This is a genomic window from Aquabacterium sp. A08, assembly GCF_011742065.1.
In genome coordinates this window covers 1-862 of the sequence record NZ_JAAQQT010000150.1, presented here as the reverse complement: position 1 = coordinate 862, position 862 = coordinate 1, and the positions used below count along the sequence as shown (strand labels likewise).

Below are 862 nucleotides of genomic sequence, written 5' to 3'. Positions count from 1 at the left end.
CGCAGGTGCTGGGGCAGGACTGGCGCGGCCTGGCCAGCCTGCCGTGGATCGAAACCCCCGCCGCCAGCGCCCACCACCGGCTGCTGCGCCGCGCGCTGGCGCCGCAGGGCCTGGCCGTGCGCCGCGTCGCGCAGGTGGACCAGGAAGCCTCCATGCTGGACCTGGTGCGCTCCGGCGTGGGCCTGAGCCTGGTGCGCGATTCGGTGGCGATTCGGGAAGCCCAGGCGCGCGGCCTGGTGGTGGCAGACCGGGTGGCGCTGGACTGCGTGCTCAGTTTTGTGTGCCTGGCCGCCCGCGCGGCCGAGCCGCCGATTGAGGCGGCCTGGGCGGCGTTGGGGGAGGTGTGGGGGTGAGTTCCCTGCTTGGGGGTGGCCGGGCCATGGTCCCTTATGCCGGTTAAGGCTCACTTAACCGAGGTTTGACCACACTTCAACGATTGCGGTGTGTTCCCGCACAAACATGCCTTGGTCAAATTAGGAGCTGTGGATGGAAAGTCGAAACATGCGGGACCGCTCGGTTGCAGGGGTGCCTTTCGTGAGCACCGATTGGCCGAGCGTGGATGTGCTTTACCCTGAACGACCGGGCATTGGCTTGCGCGATTGGGGAAAGATGTACTTTGCCCGTCGGGATCGTGTCCCAGTCAGCCGTGTGCAAATGGTCCGTGTGTCTCGCCAATCGCTGGGTGCTGCAGGTAGCCGGTCACGATTGCCACTCTAATTTAGGCCCGTTCGCGCACACGCGCCTTCACCCCCGCACAAAAAACAGCGCACTCATGCCCACCCCGGTGGCCACCACCGCGCCGCGCACCCAGGCCACCGGCAGCCGCTGGGCCCAGTGGGCGCCCGCATAACCGCCGGCGGTG

The 862-nt window shown here is 67.6% G+C and carries 1 protein-coding gene; it reads left to right on the top strand.

From position 1 onward, the window contains the following. Positions 1–353: LysR substrate-binding domain-containing protein (locus HA630_RS00850; protein ID WP_243855308.1), on the top strand; the 353-nt coding region annotated here is incomplete at its 5' end. Between the last annotated feature and the right edge of the window lie 509 nt (positions 354–862).